General features: G+C 64.7%; 16 protein-coding genes. 10 read left to right on the top strand and 6 right to left on the bottom strand.

Annotated features, from left to right (window positions below; genetic code table 11):
- Positions 1-24: 24 nt before the first annotated feature.
- A complete protein-coding gene (locus tag ACTHN9_RS18085; RefSeq protein ID WP_440538146.1) occupies positions 25-1524 on the bottom strand; it encodes a M20 family metallopeptidase in 1500 nt (499 codons plus the stop codon).
- A gap of 120 nt (positions 1525-1644) precedes the next feature.
- On the opposite strand from ACTHN9_RS18085, the gene ACTHN9_RS18090 reads away from it, so the two are divergent.
- Together ACTHN9_RS18090 and ACTHN9_RS18095 are read left to right on the top strand one after the other, a co-directional pair.
- The gene (locus ACTHN9_RS18090) at positions 1645-2541 is read left to right on the top strand and encodes a LysR family transcriptional regulator (protein WP_440538147.1); all 897 of its coding nucleotides are present in this window, start codon (positions 1645-1647) and stop codon (positions 2539-2541) included.
- Between the two features lie 136 nt (positions 2542-2677).
- A complete protein-coding gene (locus tag ACTHN9_RS18095) occupies positions 2678-3067 on the top strand; it encodes a VOC family protein (protein WP_440538148.1) in 390 nt (129 codons plus the stop codon).
- Between the two features lie 124 nt (positions 3068-3191).
- Here ACTHN9_RS18095 and ACTHN9_RS18100 read toward each other — a convergent pair whose 3' ends face one another.
- Positions 3192-3959, bottom strand: coding sequence for an SDR family oxidoreductase (locus ACTHN9_RS18100; protein WP_440538149.1), 768 nt, complete (start codon positions 3957-3959; stop codon positions 3192-3194).
- Positions 3960-4070: 111 nt separating this feature from the next.
- Between ACTHN9_RS18100 and ACTHN9_RS18105 the strand changes: the two genes are divergently transcribed.
- Positions 4071-5006: a LysR substrate-binding domain-containing protein gene (locus ACTHN9_RS18105; protein WP_440538150.1), complete on the top strand. Its 936-nt coding sequence runs from the start codon at positions 4071-4073 to the stop codon at positions 5004-5006.
- Positions 5007-5075: 69 nt separating this feature from the next.
- Here the strand turns inward: ACTHN9_RS18105 and ACTHN9_RS18110 are convergent, their stop codons facing one another.
- Positions 5076-5966, bottom strand: a complete 891-nt coding sequence (locus tag ACTHN9_RS18110; protein ID WP_440538151.1) for a helix-turn-helix domain-containing protein — start codon at positions 5964-5966, stop codon at positions 5076-5078.
- 200 nt (positions 5967-6166) lie between these two features.
- Here ACTHN9_RS18110 and ACTHN9_RS18115 point away from each other — a divergent pair, with 200 nt between their 5' ends.
- Complete coding sequence (locus tag ACTHN9_RS18115) at positions 6167-7588, top strand: cytochrome P450 (protein WP_440538152.1); 1422 nt, start codon at positions 6167-6169, stop codon at positions 7586-7588.
- A 146-nt stretch (positions 7589-7734) separates the two neighbouring features.
- Positions 7735-8787, top strand: coding sequence for a hypothetical protein (locus tag ACTHN9_RS18120; protein ID WP_440538153.1), 1053 nt, complete (start codon positions 7735-7737; stop codon positions 8785-8787).
- Positions 8788-8816: 29 nt separating this feature from the next.
- Here the strand turns inward: ACTHN9_RS18120 and ACTHN9_RS18125 are convergent, their stop codons facing one another.
- Together ACTHN9_RS18125 and ACTHN9_RS18130 are read right to left on the bottom strand one after the other, a co-directional pair.
- Complete coding sequence (locus tag ACTHN9_RS18125; RefSeq protein WP_440538154.1) at positions 8817-10061, bottom strand: NAD(P)/FAD-dependent oxidoreductase; 1245 nt, start codon at positions 10059-10061, stop codon at positions 8817-8819.
- 49 nt (positions 10062-10110) lie between these two features.
- On the bottom strand, positions 10111-10899 hold the full coding sequence (locus ACTHN9_RS18130; protein WP_440538155.1) for an ABC transporter substrate-binding protein: 789 nt from the start codon (positions 10897-10899) through the stop codon (positions 10111-10113).
- 140 nt (positions 10900-11039) lie between these two features.
- Between ACTHN9_RS18130 and ACTHN9_RS18135 the strand changes: the two genes are divergently transcribed.
- The 5 genes from ACTHN9_RS18135 (at position 11040) to ACTHN9_RS18155 (ending at position 16751) form a co-directional block, all read left to right on the top strand.
- Positions 11040-12002, top strand: coding sequence for an ornithine cyclodeaminase family protein (locus ACTHN9_RS18135; RefSeq protein ID WP_440538156.1), 963 nt, complete (start codon positions 11040-11042; stop codon positions 12000-12002).
- Positions 12003-12062: 60 nt separating this feature from the next.
- The gene (locus ACTHN9_RS18140) at positions 12063-12707 is read left to right on the top strand and encodes a helix-turn-helix transcriptional regulator (RefSeq protein WP_440538231.1); all 645 of its coding nucleotides are present in this window, start codon (positions 12063-12065) and stop codon (positions 12705-12707) included.
- Positions 12708-13230: 523 nt separating this feature from the next.
- Positions 13231-13674, top strand: a complete 444-nt coding sequence (locus ACTHN9_RS18145) for a group I truncated hemoglobin (protein WP_440538157.1) — start codon at positions 13231-13233, stop codon at positions 13672-13674.
- A 77-nt stretch (positions 13675-13751) separates the two neighbouring features.
- On the top strand, positions 13752-14375 hold the full coding sequence (locus ACTHN9_RS18150) for a methylamine utilization protein (RefSeq protein ID WP_440538158.1): 624 nt from the start codon (positions 13752-13754) through the stop codon (positions 14373-14375).
- 9 nt (positions 14376-14384) lie between these two features.
- A complete protein-coding gene (locus tag ACTHN9_RS18155) occupies positions 14385-16751 on the top strand; it encodes a putative bifunctional diguanylate cyclase/phosphodiesterase (RefSeq protein ID WP_440538159.1) in 2367 nt (788 codons plus the stop codon).
- Here ACTHN9_RS18155 and ACTHN9_RS18160 read toward each other — a convergent pair.
- On the bottom strand, positions 16732-19221 hold the full coding sequence (locus ACTHN9_RS18160) for a family 20 glycosylhydrolase (RefSeq protein ID WP_440538160.1): 2490 nt from the start codon (positions 19219-19221) through the stop codon (positions 16732-16734). The genes ACTHN9_RS18155 and ACTHN9_RS18160 overlap by 20 nt on opposite strands.
- Positions 19222-19369: the final 148 nt, after the last annotated feature.

Below are 19369 nucleotides of genomic sequence, written 5' to 3' on the forward strand. Positions count from 1 at the left end.
GTCGAAGCGCCCGAACGTTCGAACTCAGTGACTGAGCGCGGCGGCGGCAAAGGCGGTCTTCGTCGCCGATGCAGGGGTGCAGGCTTCGCCGCGTGCGCGACGCGCGGCCGCGATGCGCCGGGCGTCTTCGCCTAGATCCCACCAAATGCCCGCCATCACGCCGAGCGCCTCGCGTGCGACGGAGCCGAGCAGATGTTCGTTCGGCGCATGCTGTGAGCAGGCGGGGTAGGAATGCGGGACCCACAGCGTGGGGAGCCCGAGTGTGTCGGCGAACACGTCGTTCGGAACGGTGCCGCCCAGGTTCGGCAGCAACGCCGGCTTTTTACCGGACGTCGTTGCGATCGATGCCAGCACCCAATCGACCCACGGGTCTTCCGGGTCGAGGCGTGTCGCGGCGGCCGTGCGCGTGACGGACACTTGCACATCCGAAAAACCATGACGCACCAAATGCGCGGTCAGATGTTCGGCGGCACGCGCGCTATCGGTGCCGACGACGAAACGCAGTTGGCACGTGGCGCGCGCGACAGGCGGGATCGCGTTGACGGGGGCATCGGGGTTGCCGGCTTTGAACGCCAGAACTTCGAGCGAATTCCATGCGATGACGCGCTCGGTCGGCGTGATGCCGGGCTCGCCCCACTCGGGATCGATGGCCGGGGCGTTTTCGTCGCCGCCGAGTTCGATGTCGGCGAGCGCACGGCGCACCGCATCGGATATCGGTGGCGGGCGTAGCCCATCGACGGCGATCGCGCCGCGGCGGTCGACAAGGCATGCGATCGCGTGCGCGAGCACGATCGCCGGGTTGCGCAGCACGCCGCCCCAATTGCCCGAGTGGTGCGCGCCTTCGCGCAGATCGACGGTCAAATCGAAGTTCACGCCGCCCCGCGAGCCGAGGAAGACGGTCGGACGTTCCGCGCTCACACGCGGGCCGTCGGAGGCGATGAAGACATCCGCCGCGAGCGCTTCGCGCTCGGCTGCGCAGATTTCGTCGAGCCCGGGCGAGCCGATTTCCTCGCCCATTTCGAAGATGACTTTGACGTTGTAGCCGAGCTTGCCGCCGCGCGCGTCGAGCACGGCGCCTAGCGCCGCGAAGTTGATCGAATGTTGGCCTTTGTTGTCGGCGCTGCCGCGGCCGTACCAGCGATCCTTTTGCACCGTGACGCGCCACGGCGCGAGGCTCGCGCGCCATTGGTCGTCGTAGCCGCGCACGACGTCGCCGTGCCCGTAGGTCAGCACTGTCGGCAACGCAGGATCTTCGATTCGCTCCGCGATCAAGAACGGCACGCGCTCGGCGACGCCGTTCGCGACGATTCGGCTCGTAAAACCGAGCCGCGAGAGCGTCGGCGCGATTTCTTCGGCGAGGTAGGCGCGCAGTGCCGCGGCCTGCGCGTCGTTCTGACTTTCGGTGCGAAATGCGATGCGTCGTGCAAGATCGTCGAGGAACTGCCCCGAATCGTAGACCGCATGGGCGCGATCGATCGCCGCTTGGCGTGCTTGAGCAAGATCGGTTGAGGGGCTGGCTGTCATGGCGTGAAGGGCGTGACCTGGGCTGGCTGATGAGACCAGCTTATGAACGCCAAAAATTCGCAGCAATTTCAATTTTTTGGATTAGGCTTGCCGAAACGGCAATGCAACAAGGATCGCCTTATGCTGCATGGAATCGCTTTGGGGTACTTCGTCGAAGTCGCGCGCACAGGCTCGCTGGCGGCTGCCTCGGAGAACTTGCATATCGCGGTGTCGGCAATCAGCCGCCAAATCAGCAAGCTCGAACGGGACGTTGGCGCACCGCTATTCGAGCGGCTGCCGCGAGGGATGGTGTTGACCGAGGCGGGGGAACGGCTAGCCGAGCACGCGCGGCGCACGCTGCTCGAAGCACAGGCCGTGCTCGGCGAAATCTCGGCCGGCGAGGCGGTAGGGGGCGCTCTTGTGCGGATCGGCTGTACCGAGGGCTTCACGCGCTCGCTGCTGCCCGCCGCGCTTGCTCGCCATCGTCAGACGGTGCCGGGCGCGCGCTACGTGCTGCGCTCGGGTACGCCGGCGCAAGTGGAACATTGGGTGTCGATGGGCGAGGTCGATATTGGCGTCGCGTTCTCTAGCGACAGTCATTCGCCACTGCATGTCGCGCATTCGGTTCAGATGCCGGTGCGTGCGCTGCTTAGCGCCGATCACCCACTCGCGTCGCACGCGAGCCTGACGCTCGCGGATCTGCAGCGCTTTCCGCTCGCGCTGCTCGAGCGCGGAACGACGGTTCGGCAATTGTTCGATTTGTGCTGTTCGACCCGAGCAGTCAGGATCGAACCGATATTGAGCAGCAACAATTCGGCGGCGCTGCATGCGTTTGCCGCGCTGACGGGGGCGATTACGCTGGGCAGTTCGGTCGCGCTAAAAGGAATGATGACCGAGTTGTCGCTCGTATGGAGGCCGATCGACGAGCCGATCCTGAACCAGAGAGTGCTGCAGGTCACGACGATGCGCGAAAGGCGGTTGCCGGCGGGTGTGCGCAGCGTGCTAGAAACCATCGTGGCAATGACTGGCGAGGCCTGACCGATGCGCAAGCGTTTGCAGCCCTCGGGCGATCGGTCGAGGGCGAACGGCGCGCGTCGCCGGGCGATTGCAGTCCCCGCCGCATCCACCCTATGATTGGCGTCGCCTTCACCGTTTCACTTCGAGGAAGAAGACGATGATTTCACACGTATGCGTCGGCGTGAACGAGTTCGATCGCGCCTTTGCCTTTTACTCGCCCATCATGGCCGCGTTGGGGCACGAACTGAAATTTTGCGAGAGCGAACATTGGGCCGGCTGGAAGCCAAAGGATCAGCCCCGGCCGCTATTCGTCGTCAACCGGCCGTACGACGGCCATGCCGCGCAAGCCGGGAACGGGCAGATGGTGGGTTTGCTGGCGGCCAGCCGCCAGGCTGTCGACGACGCTTACCACAGCGCACTCGCGAACGGCGGCACATGCGAGGGCGCGCCCGGGCTAAGACCTCAATATCACCCCGACTACTACGGGGCGTACTTCCGCGATCCCGAGGGCAACAAGATCTGCGTTTGCTGTCACGAGCCGGAGTAACCGCAAGCGCTCGCCCCCTCGGCGCGATCGAACGTCATAGGGCATCTGCTGCGGGCGCCGATTGGCCGGCCGTCGCCCCGTTGCGGACAAACGGTGCGAACGCCCGAACCCGTCCAGGCCATCGTTACACCAGCCGTCCGCCACCGTCCACATGCAGGACCTCGCCCGTGATGAAGCCACCGGCAAGTAGCAAACCGACCGCCTGTGCGATGTCGTCGGGACGCCCGATACGCCCCGTCGGCAGCGCCGCGGCGGCCGTTGCCAGGGCCTCGGTCTTGGTGTCGCCGAAGAAGCTATCGAGCAGCGGCGTATCGACGAGCCCGGGCGATACGGCATTCACGCGAATCGGCGCGAGTTCGAGGGCGAGCGAGCGCACGATCGCTTCGATCGCCGCCACGGTACCCGCTAGGATCGCCCCGGTGCGAATGGGCCGCTCGGCCAGCAACCCGGAAGTCAGCACGATGGAGCCCGTCGGGCGCAGCCGGTCCAGGGCCGCGCGCACGATCGATAGCGGCCCGACCAGCCGTTCCTCGACGGCCCGGCGCAGATCGTCGGGCGTACTCTCGCGCAGCGTCTTCAGCGATGCGGTGCCGGCTGTGATCACCAAGTGATCGATATCGGGCAGCGCGTCGAACAGCGCCGTGAACGATGCACTGTCGTGCAAATCGCCGATGCATTGTCGAGCGCCGCCGATCTCGTCGGCCGCTCGTCGCAAGCGCTCCGCATCGCGCCCGACGAGCGTGACTTCCGCGCCCTCGTGCGCAACGTGCCGAGCCACCGCCAGCCCGATGCCGGAAGTACCGCCGACCACCATCACATGACGCCCCGCAAGCAGGGCGTGCCCCGTGGCCTCGGGCGCCGCGGCCGTATGACGAACTATCGTTTCATTCATCGCATTCTCCGATCTGTAGAAAGAGGAGTCGCCATATTCGCGGTGATTCGACGCGAGGTGAACGGGCCTCGGCATGATGATGCTCATCGAATAATTTGATAAATTGCGCGCATGGATCTTCTTCTTGCCATGCGCGTGTTCGTGCGCGTCGTCGAATGCGGCGGGCTCTCCGCCGCCGGCCGCGATCTCGGGTTGGGGCAACCCGCCGTCAGCGAGCGGCTGCGCCAGCTCGAACGGCACTTGGGCGCGCGTTTGCTCGACCGCAATACGCGTTCCGTCAACGTGACCGATGTCGGCGCGATGTTCTACGCGCGCGCGAAAACGGCAATCGAAGCGGCCGACGAGGCGGCCGCGAGCGTGGCGACGTTCAGTCGCCAGTTGCGCGGCACGCTGCGTGTGGCCGCCCCGCACGCGCTCGGCGAATGGCTCGTGCCGCCGCTGCTGGCGACGCTGCAGCAACGGCACCCGGAGTTGTCGATCGATTTGATCCTGAACGATCGTTTCGTCGATCCCGTCATCGAGGGTGTCGATGTGTCGATCCGCGTCGGCCGGTTAGGCGAAGGCGGCTTCGTCGCTCGTCCGCTCGGGCGAGTACGCCGAGCGCTGTTGGCTTCGCCCGCCTATTTGGCCCGGGCCGGCGTACCGGCATCGGCCGCTGCGCTCGGCGCCCACCCTTTCATCCATATCGACGGTCTCGCGCGAGACGGCAAGCTCCATCTCGACGGGCCGGACGGTGCCCCCGTGACGGCGCCGGTGCGTTCGGCCTGGCGCTGCAATCATTGGCGGCCGTTGCTTGCCGCATTGCTCGCGGGCAATGGGATTGGCGTGTTGCACCGGCCGGTGTGCCGAAACGAGTGGGCGACGGGGCAACTCGTGCCCGTGCTGCCCGATCATCGGCTGCCCGACTTGCCCGTGCACGCGATCTATCCGGCATCGCGCCGGGTGCCGGCGAAGACGGGCGCCGTCGTGGCTTGGTTGCAGACGCAACTGCCGGCGTTGCTGGACCAGGACGAGGACGAAGACGATACGGCGCCGGAAACGGCTTAGCGAAAGGCAAGGGCGGCGAGCAAGGCGCGTCGCTTCGATCGCCGGGCGAGGGCGCTCGGTATGCCCGCGTCACACCCAGAGTCGATACGCCCAGAACGATTCGTCTTCGAGGAAACGCTGCGTGAACTCGCTCGGCGAAAAACCCGTGGTGCGTTTCACCGCGCGGCTTAGGTGCGCCTGATCGGCAAAGCCTTCGTCTTGCGCCAGCGCCGCCCAATCCAAAGCTTGCCCCGACTCGAAGCGATCGCGTGCGCTGAAGAACAGGCTTTCGGTCTTGACGAGCGATTGCCACTCGCGCAATGAGCGTCCGCTGTACGCCTTGATGCGTCGCTCGACCTGTCGGGAGCCGTGCGTGCGGCGCCATTCGTGCGCTTGCCAAGCCAGGCGCTCGACCCAATAGCGCCCCGCTTCGCGCAGCGGCGCGAGGACCGAATCGCGGCCCGTGAGTGCGCGCCAGCGCGCGGCCAGATGCCGCTCCAACACGCAGAGCGCCATCGCATCGCTATCGGCGGCGAGGAGCGCGTCGAGAAAGGGCTGCCAGGCGGGTCCCAGGAGCGGTTCGGCCGGCACGATGCGATCTTGAATCGCGCTGAGGTCGAGATCGAATAGCGCCCGCGCCGCATCGGCCTCGAAACAGATCATGCCGCCGCGGCCGCTCTCGCGCCCCCAACTGACCATCGGTCGCGCTTGGCTACCCGACAGCATGAATGCCGACTCGTAGGGGCGCCAGACGGTATGTCCCGCGTTGCATTCGACGATCCCCGCGTCGACCCCATCGAACCATGACAGGCAGACGAGCGGCGAGGCGGGAAAGTGCGAAAGGCGCTGCGCGTCGGTGAGCGCGAAGCCCGTCGTATCGCGGCAGACGAGGGCGAGCATCGCGCCTTGCAAACCGGGCGGTGCGAGGTAAAGCCGCGAATGCGGACGCCGTCCGTCGATCGATGCGAGCGGTGCGCGCATCGAGGGATCGGGGCACGGGGGCGGCTGGGTTCGCGTAGCGGCAGGGAGCATGAGCGCCGAGTATAGGCAAGGGGCCGCCTGTCTGTCGATGTCGTTTGCGTTCAAGACACGGACGTGCCGATCGCCAATGATGCGAAACGAACCACGACACGCTGTGAAGCGCGACTCAGGACACTTTCACACGAAACCGATCGACGCCTATGAACTCGCCCTCCGCGACCCGTTGCCCCTTTCACCGCGATGCTGCACCGCCGGCGCCGCAGCAGCATCCCGCTGGCGTATGGCCGCCCGGGCCGCGTAGTTTCACGGGTTGGCGCCACCTAAGGCGGATGTCGCGCGACATCCTCGGGACGCTGGCCGAATGGCAACGCCAGTTCGGCGATGTCGTGCATCTGCGCCTATGGCCCGAGCATGACGTTATCGTGGCCGATCCCGAACTCGTGCGCGAGTTGCTCGTGACGCACCACGATGCGCTCGTGCGCTGGGAGCGCGCCATCGACGTATTCGCGCAAATCCACGGCAACAGCGTGCTGATTGCCGAGCGCGAGGCATGGCGAGCCAAGCGGCACACGCTGCAGCCGAATTTTTCTCCGAAGGCGGTGCAAGCCTTTTCGCCGACCATCGCCGTGGCCGTCGACGAAGCGCTCGCGCGTTGGCCCGCCGCCGAGAGCGAGGCGCTTTGGCCGATCGAGAGCGCGCTGACGTCGCTCGCGATGGAAGTCATCTTGCGGATGACGTTTTCGAGCGGCGTGGGCGGCGATGCGCACGTGGCCGAACAGGCGATCCGCGTGACGAGCGCGGCGGCGAACGGCGAGTTCTATTGGCCGGCCAGCTGGCCCGACTGGATGCCGTGGAAACGTGCGAAACGCCAAGCGCTTGCCGATCTGAACCGCTTGGTCGAACGGCATCTGCAGGCGCGGTTGGGTATGCCGCTCGATCGCAGGCCCGACGATTTGCTCGGCCGTCTGCTTCGTCTGCACGAAGAAGACCCATCGGCGTGGCCATTGCAGGCCGTGCGCGACGAATGCATGACCACGTTCCTCGCCGGACACGAAACGACGGCGGCGACGCTGAACTGGTGGGCTTGGTGCATGGCGTCGAATCCGGCGGTGCAAAGCGCCGCTCGCGAGGAGGTGCGGCGCGTGTTGCAAGGCGGGGCGCCGACGGCGCAGGCACTGGCCTCGTTGGGTTATCTGACGCAGACGATCAAGGAGACGATGCGGCTCTATCCCGTCGCACCGGTGCTCATCAGCCGGCGCTGCAAGACGCCGTTGAACCTGGGGGGATGGCAATTACCCGCCCGCACGCTCTTCATGCTGCCCGTTTATTTAATGCATCGCGATCCACGGTGGTTCCCCGAGCCGGAAGCGTTCTGCCCGGAGCGCTTTGCACCGGATGCGCCCGAGCTGCCGCGCGGGGCGTACATGCCGTTCGGGACGGGGCCGCGCGTGTGCCTCGGGCAACATTTGGCGATGGCCGAGATGACGGCGATTGCCGCCATGGTGTTGCAGCGCTTCGAGTTATCCGTTTCCGAAGGGATGGCGGCGCCGCGTCCCGTTTGGCAGGTGACGCTTAGGCCCGAGCATCCGTTGCATTTAACGGTCGCACGGATAGGCGACTAATTGGTCTGGCCCGCGCCGTAGAAAGCATGCTGGTTTCAAAATCGACCGATTTCCCGCGCTCGATTAGAATCGCCTCAATCAACAATAAGCGTCCGAGGGCCAGCCGCGCGAACACGACGCGGCTGTTCTTTTTCGCGCATCCAAAAATGAAGCGTAGATATCAAGCCGCGTGTTTCATCCCGCTTTGCCTGGCCTCGGGCCTTTGCATGGCGGGCTACGGAGACGATAGCGAGGCGGCCGAACTCTTGGTCGACCTCGCGACGTTCGAACTGATCTGGGCAGGGATCACGCTCGTCTTCTTTGTGTTTTTGCCGCTCATCTTGCGGCGCAAGTTGTCGTTCGATAGACGATTCGGCTATACGTTGCTCTTTTGGATCGCGCAGATCGCCTATCCGTTCGTTAAAGGCCCCGCTATCGATCTTTTCGGCAAGCCGGGCTCGAGCGTCATCGTCACTGCGTCGAAAACGCCGCTCGTTCTACAAGGCGTCACCTTTCCGGCAGGTAGCCGGGCCGAATACGAACTCCTCGGCTGGGGCTTTTGGCGGCGCAAGCTTGTGGGCGTGACGTCGACGAAGCCCGTCAAGCTCGGGCCGTTGGATATCACGGCGCTGAGCGTGAGAGGCTCGTACGAAGGCGCCGGTACGATCGCCAGTGCTACCTTGGTTCGCCCGACAGTCATCGACGGATGGCCGTGCGATGTCGATGTGACGCTCGAATTGGACGCCGGGGCGCCGCGGCTAGGCGCGTGCGACCTCCATGCTTCGAGGACGCTGGGCAATTTGACTTGGCCCGAAGGCACGGGCGTCCTCAACTTGGATGAACGGGGCTGGTCGCTGAGCTGGCGCGGCAATGAGCCATACCCCAAGCTGCTCGGATTTTCCGTCTCCTCCATGACTGCGGACTACGGTGCCTCGCTGCAATTGGCCGAGTGGAAGGCGCAGGCTTCCGGGCAAGGCGCGAAGCTCGGCGACTATGCGTTCGACGGCGACGTGGGCCTTCGCGTGACATGGGAGGCCCCGCAGGAAATCCGTGTCGCGGGATACGGCAAGAACGTCAAGACGGGGGCGGAAGCCGACTGCGTGCTGACGCGAATCGAAGACCGAGCCTCGCGGCCATGCGATAGTCGCCCCGACAGTCACACGGACAACCCATCCGCCGACGCGAACGCCGCCGAGACGGTAGGCCATAACGACGAATAGCGGCACAGGTGCGAGCGCCGAACGCGCCCTCAGCGAAACCGGTCGGGACGATACGGCGCCGGATCGGTGAAAGGCGCTTCCCCCGTCATCATTTCCGCGAGCAACCGCCCGGTGACGGGGCCGAGCGTCAGCCCGTGGTGATTGTGGCCGAACGCGAACCACAAACCGCGATGCCGCATGGCCGGTCCGATGACCGGGCGCATATCGGGCGTGCACGGACGCATCCCGAGCCAGGGTTCCCGATCGACACGCTCGCCGATCCCGAACGTCTCGCGCGCCAGCGGCTCGACGCGATCCAGTTGGATCGACGTGGGCGGCGCGTTTCGCTTGGCGATCTCGACGCCCGTCGTGAGCCGCAACCGGTTGCCGCGCATGGGGGCCAAGACGTAGCCGCGTTCGCTGTCGACCACGGGCATCGACAGTATCGGCCGCGCTGGGCGGTAATGCATGTGGTATCCGCGCTTCGCGCGTAGCGGGATGCGATACCCCAGCGGTTCGAAGACGAGATCGGACCACGGGCCGAGCGCCACGACGACCTCCTTCGCATCGATCGCGCCGTGCTCCGTTCGCACGGTCCACGTGCGATCCGAAGCCCGCAACGTCGCCGCCTCGCCGATCAGGATGCGGCCGCCGTCGCATTCGAACAGCGCGGCATAGCCTTTGACGAGCGCGCTCGGGTCGAGCACGCTCTTCGGATCCACCCAATGGATCGCGCCGCAGATATCGGCGCCGATAGCCGGCTCGCGAGCGCGAAGTGCGGCACCGTCGAGAACGTCGGCGCGTAGGCCGTGTTCGGCGGCGGCCTTCCGCGCATCTTCCGCTGCGTGCGCGAACGCGCGCGGCGTGCGAAACGCTTCCATCCATCCTCGCGCATGGACGAGTTCGGCGAGCCCCGCGCGCGCGATGAGCGCGTCGTGCTCGGCGACCGATCGACTAATCAACGGCAACATATCGCGCGCGGCGCCATCGAGCCGGCGCGGCGCCGATTCCCACCAGAATCGAGCGAGCCAAGCCGCGTAGCCGGGCAACGCTTTGTAGTCCCAGTACAGGTCGGTCGAACGATTGCGAGCGTAGCGAAAGAGCGTGCCGAGATCGCGCGGAAAGCCGTACGGCACGACCGAGGAGCGTTCGATCAGTCCCGCATTGCCGAAGCTCGTTTCCTCGCCGGGCGAACGTCGGTCGATCAAGGCGACCCGGCGGCCGCGCGCTTGCAGATGCACGGCCGCCGACACGCCGACGATCCCCGCGCCCAACACAACGACGTCAAAATCCATGGCGTCCATGCCTTCCGATGCGCGATGCCGGGGCAATCCCGGCACCGCGTTATTTAGCGATGATGTCGCGCTTGAAGTACTTTTGCGAAAGCTGCGAGAGCGTGCCGTCTCGCTTTAGTGCATCGAGGGCCGCGTTGACCTTCGCGAGCAAGGCCGTGTCGCTCTTGCGCAAGCCGAAGCCCGTGCCCTCGCCGAGCGTCGATGGATCCCGCAGCGGTTCGCCGACGATGTCGAACCCGGCGCCGCTGGGCTTATCGAGAAATCCCTCTTGCGCCGTCTGCGCTTCTTGCACCGCGGCGTCGAGGCGCCCCGAGGCGAGATCCGCATAGACCTGATCTTGGTCCTGATACGACACCACGTCCACACCGGCGCCCGCCCAGTGCTTCTTCAGGAAGTCTTCCTGCGACGAGCCCTGCAACACGCCCACGTGCTTGCCCTGCAGGCGCTTCGTATCGGGCAGCAGGCCCGAGCCGCGCTTGGCGATCATGACGATCGGAACGACATAGATCGGCCGCGTGAACGCGATGCTTTCCTTGCGCTTTTGGGTGATGTTCATCGCGGAATTGATCACGTCGAACTTGCGCGCCTGCAGCGCCGGGATCAACCCGTCGAACGCGTTTTCGACCCACACGCATTTCACTTTCATCTTCGCGCACATCGCGTTGCCCACATCGATATCGAACCCGACGAGCGCGCCCGACGGCGTCTTGCTTTCGAATGGGGGGTACGCGGCCTCGATGCCGAAACGCAAGGTGTCGGACGACTGCGCGAATGCGGTGCCGGCCGTCACAGCGACGACGGCGAGGACGGCGGCTAGCAGAGTGGGCTTCAGCTTCATGGCGGAGATTCCTGTCGTGGATGACCGATACGGCGGCGGCGATGGAAGACGAGACGGCGTCGTATCATGTAGACTACGAGTCCAATATAGACTATTTTGGATCAATCGGTCTAGTCGCCGAAATTCCGGAGAGGAAAGTCATGAAACCTGCTTTGCCGCTCGTCGTCGATGAGCAGACGATTCGCGAGGTGCTGCCCGCGCTCGACATCCAAGGTGCGCTTAGCGCGATGTTTCGCGCGCTGGCCGTCGAACAAGCCGTGCAACCGCCGCAAACGCTCACCTTGTTCCCGCGCGATGCGGGGGATTTCATTACCTATCTGGGTGCGTTGGCCGAGGAGAAGGTTTTCGGTGCCAAGCTGTCGCCTTATTTGGTGACGGGCGCCCGGCCGATCGTCACGGCATGGACGACGCTCATGTCGATGGAAACGGGCCATCCGCTGCTGCTGTGCGACGCCGGCTTGCTAACGGTCGAGCGCACGGCGGCCACGACCGCCGTCGCCGTCGATCGGCTGGCGCGCAGCAATGCCACGCGGCTCGCGTTGATCGGCACGGGGGCGGTCGGCCTCGCCCACCTGCGGCACGCGGCGGCGTTAAGGCCTTGGCAATCGATTCGGGTGTTTTCCCCGGACCTCGTGCGCGACGAAACCAAACGCGCCGCCGTGTCCGCGGCGCATGAGCGAGCCGTGGCCTGCGCAAGCATCGAGGCCTGCGTCGAGGATGCCGATGTCGTCATGCTTTGCACGTCTTCAGGTCGCCCGGTGCTGAAGCGCGAGTGGCTGACGAAGCCCGCCCTCGTCACGTCGATCAGCACGAACGTCGCGAATGCCCACGAGATCGAGCCGGCCTGGCTGCTCGACATGGATGTCTACTGCGATTATCGGAAGACGACGCCGGCCAGCGCGGGCGAGATGAAGCTCGCCGTGCAGCACGGGTGGTCGCCGGAGCGGATCGTGGGCGATTTGCCCGACCTCGTCACCGGAGCATGCGAGACGCCGGCCTATGAGCGGCACGCGTTCTTCCGGTCGATCGGTCTCGGTCTAGAGGATGTCGCCATCGCTCACGCGCTCTATCGGCATTTGGGCGATAAGCAGTCGCTACAATGACGCAGCGCCGCCCGTCTCGCCCCGAGACGGCGGCTACCGTTCGAACTCGCTTCCATGACGATGCGCAAGAAGAAACCGTCCCCCGTTACAGACTTGCTGCTGTCCCGCTACGCGCCGATCGCGGACAGTATCGCCGCGCTGTTCTTTCCCTATGCCGAAGTCGTGATCCACGATCTACACGATCAGACGGTGCTCTATCTCGCGAACAACTTGTCCAAGCGCGAGATCGGCGACGATTCGGCACTCGAGGAGATCGATCGAGCTGCCCGGGAACGTGTTATCGGCCCGTACGAAAAGCTCAATTGGGATGGGCGCCGGATGCGCTGCGTGAGCAATGTCCTGTTCGACGACGAAGGCAAGCCCGCCGGCATGATGTGCATCAACTTCAACATTGCCGTATTCGAGGACGTGCGCTCGACGCTCGACTTGTTCATCAAGGGCGCGGGCGTGGTGGCGCAGCCCGAGGAATTGTTCCGCGACGATTGGCAGGAGCGCATCAATACTTTTTTGCATGCGTGGCTGCAAGAGCGGCAATTGGGCTTGAACGGGCTCACGCGCGAGCATCGGCGCGAGATCGTCGAGGCGCTTTATGCGGAAGGCGCGTTTCGCGGAAAGAGTGCGGCCAACTATGTGGCGAACGTCTTGGGGATGGGGCGGGCGACCGTCTATAAGCATTTGAAGCAGATGAAGGCGGGGGCGAACTAAGTCCGGGGTTCTCATTCGGCCGGGCCCTCCGCACGTAAAGCCGCAAGGCGGTGTTGTCTGCCGAAATTAACTAAGCTCTTAATCGATCCGGTGGTGGAGAAGTGCGGGTCGATTGGCACAATCGGTCGCCCTCCCTGCCAGTCCGACATAGCGCTTTCGGACCCACGGCCGCGCGCCGCGTGCCGCGTGCCTGCTCCAGAATGGCCGATTCAGGGCTTTCCCCGTCTTCAAGACAATCGGTGCACGGCCGATAACGCAAAAGAACGCCGGATAGGCGCAAGTCGTTCTATCTTAGATAGCGCCAATTGGCTCGATTCAGTATCGACCGCGCTTTACCGCCGTAGCCAAGTCGCATAACAACACCGTCACGAAAGCGCGACAAAGCAGCGGCGTGCCGTTTCCGTTACCGATACGAGGCCGCCGGTAGGCCAGGAACACCCTTTTTGAAACGTCGCGCCGGACGACATTTCAGTGCGCCGCCGTGCGTAAGACGCCGACGCCCATTTTTTAGCGAGATGCTCCCATGCTCACGCTTGCCCGTTTATGTATTCCTGGTGCGCTGGCGGTCGCAGCGCTCGTGGCGACTTTCTCGGTGCCTGCATTCGCCGATGATTCGCTTTATCGGCAATTCGGCGGTAAAGCGGGCATCGAGCACGTGATCGACGATTTCTACGATCGGATGCTCGACGATCCGCGGACGAAATCGTTTTTCGACGGCGCGTCGATTCCCCGTATCGAGAAGCTGCTCAACCAGCAATTTTGCGCGCTAATGGGCGGGCCCTGCGTCTATACGGGCCGCTCGATGAAACGCGCGCACGAGGGGTTGGGCATCGACGGCAAAGCATTTGCCGCGGGTATCGAAGATTTAAAGCTGGCGATGCAGAAGAACCACATCCCGGTCGATGCTCAGAACAAACTGCTGGCCAAGCTCATGCCGATGGCTCGCGATATTCAAGATCGCCCCTAGCGAGGGAGCGGTCGCGCAGTAAGGCGGAGGGCGCCAATGTGCGTCGCCTGCCCCGGGGGAACGATATGTGCATTTGGATGCGAGCGTGGCTCGCCGGACTGTTCGCCGCCATCGGCTACCTGCACGTCGCTAGCGCGTGCGCGGAGCGGTTGCGCGTGTCGGTGGTCGACCAAGCGGGGGCACCGGTGCCCGATGCCGTCGTCTATGCCGCGCCGGTCGACGCACACGCCGCAGCCAAAACCAAAGCGACGTCGGGCAAACGGCCGCAAGCCGTCATCGATCAAATCAAGCGGCGCTTCGTCCCGTTGGTATCGGTCGTGCAGGCAGGCACCGCGGTTTCCTTTCCGAACCGCGACAATATCGAGCACGACGTCTATTCGTTCTCGCCGGCGAAGCGGTTCGAACTGCACCTTTATCACGGGATCCCGGCGCGGCCCGTCGTCTTCGACAAGCCGGGCCTCGTGGTCATGGGTTGCAACATTCACGATCAAATGATCGCGTACTTGCTGGTCGTCGATACGCCTTGGTTTGCGAAGACGGATGCACAAGGGCAAGCGTCGATCGAGAACGTTCGAGACGGCGCCTATCGGCTGACGGTTTGGCACTATCGGATGGCCGAACCCGAGCACCCCCCGTCGCAAGACGTGACGGCCGGGGGCGGCGCGCCGGCGTCGTTCGCGCTGCAACTCGACAGCGAATAGGTGAGCGCTATGCGATTCAAAAGCCTGCGCACGAGGATCGCCTTTGTGGTGGTGCTGCTGATGTTGGCCGCGCAAGCGGCGGCGTATGTCGTGATCAGCTCGGTGATCGAGCGCAATGCCGTGAGCAACGCCGAACAGCAGCTTGCCGTCGCCGAACGCGTCTTTCGGGAAGTGCTGCGCACGAACGGCGAGAAGCTGATGCAGGCGGCCACGGTCGTCGCGGCCGATTTCGGCTTCCGCGAGGCCGTCGCCACGCATCACGAAAGTACGGTCGTGTCGGCGCTGAGGAACCATGGTAGCCGCATCGACGCCGATATCGTGATCCTGGCCGACCTCGACGGTAAGCCGATCGCCGACAGCCGGGGTTACGTGCGCACGAAAGAAGTCTTCCCGTTTCACGCGTTGATGCGAACCGCGACGCATGGGCGCGAGCGCTCGGCGATCGGCGTGATCGACGGTCGGCTGTATCAACTCGTCGCGGTGCCCGTCAAAGCGCCGCTGCCCGTGGCGTGGGTCGCGATGGGTTTCTTGATCGACGACAGGATGGCGCGCGAAATGGCGAGCCTCACGTCGCTCGACGTTTCCTTTCTCGAGCGGCAGCCCGACGGGCGTTGGCTCACGCTGGCCAGCACGCTGCCGGCAAATCGGATCGCACACGCGAAACCGGCCGATGGCGTCGACGATCGCTACGCGACGCGCGCGATCTCCCTGACGTCGACAGGCGCGCCCGTGGTGGTTGTGCTTCAGCGTTCGCTGACGGCCGCGATCGCGCCGTTTCATCGGCTGCAATCGGCGCTCCTGGCCATCACGTTGTGCGGCGTGTTGTTGTCGATCGCGGGCAGTATCCTCACGGCGAGAAGCGTGACGCGGCCTATCGCGGCGTTGATCCATTTTGCGCGCCGAGTCGGCTCGGGCGACTACGCAGAGCCTATCGCGGTCAAACACGAGGACGAAATCGGCGAGCTTGCGCAGGCGTTCAACCGCATGCAAGAGGGCATCTCCCGGCGCGAGCACCGGATCACGGAACTCGCCTACACGGATCGGCTGACGGGCTTGCCGAATCGGGCCATGTTCAGCGACCGGCTGCAGCAGAGTATTGCCGAAGCGTTGCCGCAACAGCGCGCGTTCGGCGTCATGATGATGGACCTGGATCGATTCAAGTACGTCAACGACACGCTAGGCCATCCGATCGGCGATTTGCTGTTGTGCGAGGTGGCGCAGCGGTTGCGCGCGACGCTGGCGCACCACTGCGGTCTGGTCGCCCGCTTGGGTGGCGACGAATTCGCCGTGCTGTTGCCCGACGACGATATCGTCGGCACCGAGCGCGTCGCCGTGCGGATACTGAAGGCGCTCGAACAGCCGATCTCGATCGAGGGACAGCCCGTCGACGTCGGCGCGAGCATCGGCATCGTCACGTTCCCCGATAACGGTGCTGACATGAACGTCCTGCTGCGGCGTGCCGACATCGCGATGTATGTCGCGAAGCGGTCGAATTTGGGCGTGGCGCGTTATGAGGAGCAGCACGACAACAGCAGCGCCGAGCGCCTCTCGTTGATGAGCGAACTGCGGCGTGCGGTCGAGCAGGATCAACTGCTGCTGTTTTACCAACCGAAGGTCGATCTCTCGACGCATACGGTGAAGTACGTGGAAGCGTTGGTTCGATGGAATCACCCGGCGCGCGGCTACGTCTCGCCCGACCAATTTATCCCGTTCGCCGAGCAGACGGGCTACATTAAAGCCATCTCCTATTGGGTGGCCGACAGGGCGATTCGGCAATGCGCGGCTTGGCGCGAGGCGGGCATCGAATTGGCCATCTCGGTCAATGTATCGGCGAGAGAGCTGATTCAATCTTCGCTGCCCGATACGTTCGCCGCGCTGCTGCGCAAATACGATGTGCCGGCCGACCTGTTGTGGATCGAGATCACCGAGAGCGCGATCATGGACGACCCGAACCGTGCCATCGAAACGCTCGATCGATTGCATGCTTTGGGGATTCGCCTTGCCGTCGACGATTTCGGAACCGGCTATTCGTCGTTGTCCTATTTGAAGCGCATGCCGGTGGACGAGTTGAAGATCGATAAATCGTTCGTCATGGGCATGACCGAGAACCGGGACGACGAGATGATCGTTCGCTCGACTATCGACCTTGCGCACAACATGGGGCTCAAAGTGGTCGCGGAAGGCGTGGAAACGCAAGCCACCTTGAAGCGGCTTGCGGATCTTCGCTGCGATCTCGCGCAAGGCTTTCATTTGAGCCGGCCGTTGCCGCCGGAGCAGCTCGAAGCCTGGCTCGAACGCTGGCACGAGGCGCAGGACGAGCGATTGGGCGGTCGCTCGCCGAGGCTTTCGGCAACCTCTACTCTCCCGTCAACGTGAATGTCGGCTGACGGTAGCCGATGCCGGCGCGCGCGAGCTTCGGCAGTTCGCGCGCTTTTAGGACCGTTGCAAAGCCGGCCCAATCGCGATTGAGGGCGGCCACGTCGACATGATGCGTGACGCCCAGCTCGTACGTCACGCCGGCCGTGTACGGCAGCTCCCAGTCGGCCTCGTGCCACGCGCGTTCCGCGAGCGCCAGCAAGCGCGGGTACACCATGTACTCGAGCAAGCGATCGTTGCGCATCACTTCGCCCCAGGCTTGTCCTTGCATGCCGTGGATCCGAGGCGCGTCGCCCGTGCTCGTGACCGAGAAGGGCGCACCGTTGCGGTCGCCGAACACTTCCGCATTTTGCGGCAGGTTCTCCGGGGCGAACGAGAAGACCTTGTACTCGTCGGTCGCATGCGAGCCCCAGTAATAGCCGCGTTCATGCGGGTTCAGCGTGTAGGGGAAGTCGAAGTAGAGATAGTCCGGCAGCGCCAGCACCGGTTCGAATCCCTTCGCACCATAGGTGCGTGCACTATCGGCTGCGCCCCAGAACACCGTATCCCAAATCGATGCGATGACGTGACGCGTGGAGAAGTCCGACGCGCCGTTGGCACCGCTCAGCCCGTCCTCCCACGCTCCCATCGTATCGATCCCGTTCGCGGCCACTTGCGCGCTGACTTGCTTGGCCAACCGCGTCGGCAATTCGTCGATCGATTTGATTTCGCCTCGTTGCACGAGTGCCATGCAGGCTGGCGAGCGTGCCCACGGCTTGTCCTGGATGGCGAGGTTGACGCGGCCCTTATTCGGATCGGTGCCGGTAAGCGGCTGGAAGCCGCCGCCGAGGAAGATGTTCTTCGCTTCGTCGCCGCCGAATTGCCAGGTGCGCAGCGGAACCTGCGCATCCGCGTACATCGATGCAATCTCGTGGATCACTTTAGCGGTGAAGTTCAGCGTGCCCGGCACGCACGGGTTGATATCGCTATGGCGGTCGTAGAACTGCACCGTGGTGACGTTCGTCGCGTCTTGCGGATCGAGTAGGCGGTACTGCCCCGCCTCCTGTTCGCGGCCCTCGGCATGCAAGCGCCGATAGCGCGCCTCCATCGACATCACGGCTGCGCGTGCGTGGCCGGGCATGTCGATTTCGGGGATCACTTCGACGAAATGGTCGGCCGCGTAGCGCAGCAACTCGACGAACTGATCGCGCGTGAGATAGCCGCCGCCCGATTGGTTCTCGGGGCCGGAGGCCAGCTCGGGCAGGAGGCAATGCGTCTCGCTCGGATCGAAGCAGCGACGGCCGCCGACTTGCGTCAGCTCGGGCAACCCGGGAATCTCGATACGCCAGCCTTCATCGTCGGAAAGATGCAGGTGTAGACGGTTGAGCTTGTACGCGCTCATTTGATCGATGAGGCGGCGCAACGTGGGCGGGTGCTTGAAGTTGCGCGCGAGGTCGACGTGCATGCCTCGGTACGGGAAGCGTGGCGCGTCTTCGATGCGCATCGCCGGAATGCGTCCGCCGCCGACGGGCGCCAGCGAGAACAGCGTCTGGACGCCGTAGTAGACGCCGGCGGGATCGTCGCCTTCGATGAATGCGCCGCGCGGCGTGATCGTGAGGCGGTAGCCGCCCGGGATGGCGATGTCGACCGGTAGGCGCTGCGGGGCCACGACGCCGACGACGGGCGTGCGCGAATCGTCTAGCCCGAGTGTTTGCGCGCGATCGCGCAATGCATCGAGCTGCCCCGGAGAGAGCCCCGCCAGGTCGAACTGCACGCCGTGCAGGGCGAGCGAGCCGCCGAGCGTGCTTTCGCGCTTCACGCTCGGCAACGCGCGATAGGCGATCGGCTGCGCGGCGACGGGCGGTGCGTTGCCCGTCGAATTGCTCTGTGCGTCTGCCGGCAGCGAGACGACGTAGCGGGTTTCGTCGTCGGTGTCGTCGAATGTCAGGATCGCGGGCGCGGCGCCGTCCACGGCGACGAACGGGCGCGGCAGCAAATCGCTGTAGCGCAGATACCAGTACTCGGCCACGAACGGCAGCGTCGCGCTTTGCCCCGGTGCGAGGAAGAGTTTGCCCGGCAGCGGCGTGAGCGAGTACAGATCGCCCGTCAAGTGCTGCAGGGCGAAGTTGGGATTGTCGAGCTTGAGGAGCCGGCGAATGCTGTGCAGATAGAGCTTCCAGCCGCCGGCCCAGATGGGTTTGTTGCCTTGATTCGTGAGGATCAGGTGTCCGGTGGCACAGGCTGCGCCGTCGGCGCCGAGATCGGCGCAGGGCACGCCGGCCGCGTTCGCGTGATTGTTGTCGATGGCGACGCGCAGCGCGAGGCTGCTTGCGAGCAGTGCCGTGAGGGCGGCGGGACTTTTGACGGGGGTGTCGGCGGCCGGTGCGGCCGGGTTCGAGACGGTAAGCGGGGCCGGTTTGGCCGCGGTCGACAGGATCGCCGCCGCCGCGGCTAGCAAGCCGACGCGCAAGGCGCGCGCAATTCGATTCATTCGATGCTCCTCGGAAAAAAACGGCGATACGACGCCGCAGGGATACGTCGCTGCGATCGGGTCTTTCAAGGAAGCTTTCGTGCTGGGAGGAGGCGAATCTCAAAAGCGAGCGCCTCCCGGGCGACCGGGCGAGACGGCGTGATGCCGG

Origin of the sequence: Trinickia sp. (assembly GCF_051953405.1) — a bacterium.
GTDB lineage: Bacteria > Pseudomonadota > Gammaproteobacteria > Burkholderiales > Burkholderiaceae > Trinickia.